Below are 3,600 nucleotides of genomic sequence, written 5' to 3'. Positions count from 1 at the left end.
GGCGGTCACGGCGCCCACGGTGCAGCCGGCGAAGCAGGAGCTGGACCAGGGCGGCCTGGAAGGCCTGATCGGCAGCCTGGGGAACGGGTGAGGGCAGTTCGTCTCCCGCAAGGCCGTCTCGAAGACCTCAAACCCGTCATTGCGAGCGCAGCGAAGCAATCCAGGGGGCGGTGCGGTAATTCGGCACTCTATTCGACTCTATTCTGTGACAGTGCACTTTTAGGCTCGGGCAATTCGTGCACTGTCACCGAATTTTCGCTGGATGGATTCGTCGGCTTCGCCTCCTCGCAACGACGGCGAAGAGTAAGCGGCAATTCGGTGCAGTCCAGCGCGGACGTATGACGCCAACGATGGGGGCTGGCTACGGGCGCCGGCCCTTGAAGGTCTGGTCGATGGAGAACTCCACCCCTCCCATGCCGCCACACTTCACAGTGCCGAAATAGCGGCCGATCGGCTTTCCATCGTTTCCGATGAGCCTGAAGGTGACGTCCCACGCATCGGTGATGCGGTCATAGGACGGGCCGCCCGGCTCGGGCGCGAGCTCGCGCCAGAGGGATCGCGGGGCCAGGTCCGATGCCAGGACCGCCTCGTTGAGGCGAGACAGGATCTCGCTGTCCGGAGCCGCCCTGCAGTCCGCGACGACGTTATGGCTGTCGACGGCCACCCAGCCGCCGACCGCCAGCACAAGGACCGTGATCAGCACGATGATCGATCTCCGCGTCATTGCCAGTCGGTCCAGCTGTTCCAATGCACGTTGAGCGCGCCGTCGATGCTGATGCCGTAGGACGTGCCGGGCAGCTGATTCGTGATCTCCGTGATGATTTCAGCCCAGAAGGCGCGATGTCCGCTCGGATTGAAGTCGTAGAAATCGTTGTAGCCCCGGATCTCGCCGTCGAACGTCCAGGATCCGTCCTCGAACCGGGAGACTTCCCCCTCGAGCTTCAGCGTCACATTGCCGAGCGTGAGGCCCGTCGAGGCATCGTCATTATAGGTATCGTATCCGAAGCGTTCGACCGTCACATTCCGGGTGCCGACATAGCCGCCGTTGTCCAGCATGGATTGGAGGGTGCTGCCGCCGCCGACATTGATCTCGTCGGGCGTGATCGCCAACCCGAGGTCGCCGATGTTGACGCGCATCTGTTCGCCGTCGCCGAAGAGGTAATGGGCCAAGGCCCTGAGGGGCATGACGGGCGATCCCGACATCGTGTTGTCGTATGAATCATAGGCGTCGGGCGGCGTCAGTCCCAAAAGATTGCTGACCTTGCTGACCCCATCGGCCATGATTTCGTCGAACAGGGAATACTGGGTCAGCGTATGGTAAAAATTGTCCCAGCTGTCCTTCAGGACATTGACGAGCTCTGAATATATCACATAGGAAAGGTTGTCGGTATCGACGACCTGATTCATATAGTCTTGCACGTAGTCTTCCAGCCAGTTCTCGACAGTTTGTTGAATTGGCTCCTGGCGATTGCGGTCCAGATAATCGATGAATGATCCGGCCAGGTAATCCGCATCATTCAGGGGATCGATGCCGCCCTGGACGATGATCGGGTCAAGAGTGAGTTCGCCTGCCATGTCCTTCCCCCTTCTCGATATCGCGTCTGTGTGCGGCCGGCGACGGTCGCGCCGGGCGGGCGGTCTTGTCTGGACGCCATTCACACCAAGGGTAAGGCATTCCTAGGTAATTGCAAATGCGAATCAATTGCGAATTAGGTGCGCGTGAATTGCAAATCGCGTTGACAGTTCACCTTGCACTCTATTCGGTGACAGTGCACTTTTAGTGCTCGGGCAATTCGTGCACTGTCACCGAATTTCCGCAATTTTGCGTCACCGAGTTTTAAGGCGACGCATGGCAGGATGCGGCGGTACTTGGAGTGGCGCCCGCGGTGAACATCGGTGTAGTCTTTAACTATGATGGAGAAAGTATTCCATTTTCAGCCTCGCTGGAAAGAAGAGCTGGTGGTCTCAGGTCGCGGCGGCTCGTTCGTCCTCGAGCTGCCGATGGGCGTCTTGTCAGCCCATCTTCCAACCGAGGCAGAGTGGAAGCGACATGCGCCGGAATGGGCGCGGTCGCTTTGGCCGGAGCTGAAGCGGGAACTGGAAGATTGGTGCCGCGAGAACGACGCTCAATTCCATATCTACCCTTTCGCAAGCGTTTATCCGCTCTGAATTCTCAATTCGGTTCAATTCGGTGACAGTGCACTTTTAGCAGGCTTCCGCCCGCGCCTGGCGGGGGCGAGGGACCGGCCGCTCTCGCGTTCGAGCCGGCCCAGGAAGTCGCGGCTGCCGAGCGGCCGGCCGATCTGCTCGGCCCGCCGCAGCCGCGCCGACGCCTCCTCGTCCTCGCCGGCAGCGAGGATCGCGGCGAAATCGGGAGTGCGCGACAGCACAGGTCCCGCAGCGGTCAGGCCGTCCGTCCCGGTCCGGCCCAGATGGACCGGCGCGCTGGACCAGGGCCAGTCCGCCGCCCGCTCCACCAGCCCGGCACGCACGGGATTGAGCGCGACATAGCGCAGCGCGGCCCCGAGATGCGCCTCATCCATCGCGACGCAGCCGAAGCGCCCCTGCCAGAAATGGCCGCTGCGGCCGAGCCGCGCATGGATATGGCCGGCATAGTATCGATGCACCGGCGCCAGCGCCCGGCGGAGGCCGTCCGGGTCGCTCGGCACCAGGATCAGATGGACGTGGTTCGGCATCAGGACCCAGGACCAGACCTCGACCTCCGCCGCCGCGCAATGGATGGCGAGCAGGTCGCGGTAGAGCGCGTAATCCGCGTCGCCGAAGAAGGTCTGCGCCCGCCCGTTGCCGCGCTGGGTGACGTGATGGGGAAGCCCCGGAAACACCGCACGCGCCAGCCGAGCCATGCCCTCATCCCCTGCGAACGCCGTCCCAAGCCCCATTATCGGTTCAAATGAGTGCACTGTCATCGATTTTGTTCTTCTTTTGTTCTTGACGTGAGGCCGCGTCGAACCTCATAATCCAGGCAGAGTCGAAGAGTTGCGCCCGCCCGGCCCCGCCGCGGCGGGCTTTTCTGTGGGAGGGCGGGATGGAGGATGGCGTCGCATGGGCGGTTGAGGTCCTGCCGAGGGAGCGGTCGTTCGCCAGGCGCGTCACGCGGCACGGCAATGGCGGCCTCGCCACCGCCGAGGTCGGCTATGCGGAGGCCAATGCCCGCTCCCGGGCGTCCACCCTGCTGGCGAGGGCCGAGATCGTGGTCGCCTGCCTGGAGGAGGTCGAGCTGGACCGGCGAAAGGGCATCCCGCTGCTCCCCGTCGTGAGGCGCAAGCTGGCCGATTCGGTCGCGCGGGCCCGCAAGCGCGGCGGCGCCACCGCCCGGTCCGCTGCCGCCCTGCCGAGCCTGGAGCAGGCGTTCGGGGAGTTCCGCCGCCATTACGGGATCGAAGATGGATGGGCCGGGGCCACCCCCTCACCCTCCCAAGCCTGCGGCTTGGGTCCCTCCCTCTCCCCCGGGGAGAGGGAAGGCGCGGCGCGCTCCGATGGCCCTCTCCTCAGGGAGAGGGAGGGACCCGGCGGCGAAGCCGACGGGAGGGTGAGGGGGATCGCGCCGCCCGTGCCGCCGCTTGCCCCGCGGACGACGCT

5 protein-coding genes are annotated in these 3,600 nt (G+C 64.0%); 2 read left to right on the top strand and 3 right to left on the bottom strand.

What is annotated here, in order from left to right:
• Positions 1 to 361 precede the first annotated feature (361 nt).
• Positions 362 to 703, bottom strand: a complete 342-nt coding sequence (locus tag P409_RS29470; RefSeq protein ID WP_152613611.1) for a hypothetical protein — start codon at positions 701 to 703, stop codon at positions 362 to 364.
• Positions 704 to 720: 17 nt separating this feature from the next.
• Positions 721 to 1,575, bottom strand: coding sequence for a lipid II-degrading bacteriocin (locus tag P409_RS36545; RefSeq protein ID WP_052121549.1), 855 nt, complete (start codon positions 1,573 to 1,575; stop codon positions 721 to 723).
• 336 nt (positions 1,576 to 1,911) lie between these two features.
• On the opposite strand from P409_RS36545, the gene P409_RS37425 reads away from it, so the two are divergent.
• Entirely contained in the window at positions 1,912 to 2,169 is a 258-nt protein-coding gene (locus P409_RS37425; RefSeq protein ID WP_202964845.1) for a hypothetical protein, read from the top strand.
• Positions 2,170 to 2,183: 14 nt separating this feature from the next.
• On the opposite strand, the gene P409_RS29460 is transcribed toward P409_RS37425, so the two are convergent.
• Entirely contained in the window at positions 2,184 to 2,864 is a 681-nt protein-coding gene (locus P409_RS29460; RefSeq protein WP_034846808.1) for a transposase, read from the bottom strand.
• Positions 2,865 to 3,046: 182 nt separating this feature from the next.
• Between P409_RS29460 and P409_RS29455 the strand changes: the two genes are divergently transcribed.
• Positions 3,047 to 3,600, top strand: a 554-nt coding sequence (locus P409_RS29455) for a hypothetical protein (protein ID WP_034846806.1), incomplete at its 3' end; no start/stop codon positions are given.

Source organism: Inquilinus limosus MP06, assembly GCF_000767795.1.
GTDB classification, from domain to species: Bacteria; Pseudomonadota; Alphaproteobacteria; order DSM-16000; family Inquilinaceae; genus Inquilinus; species Inquilinus limosus_E.
The sequence above is the reverse complement of the archived record's forward strand: the minus strand, read 5'-3'. Positions and strand labels throughout refer to the sequence as shown.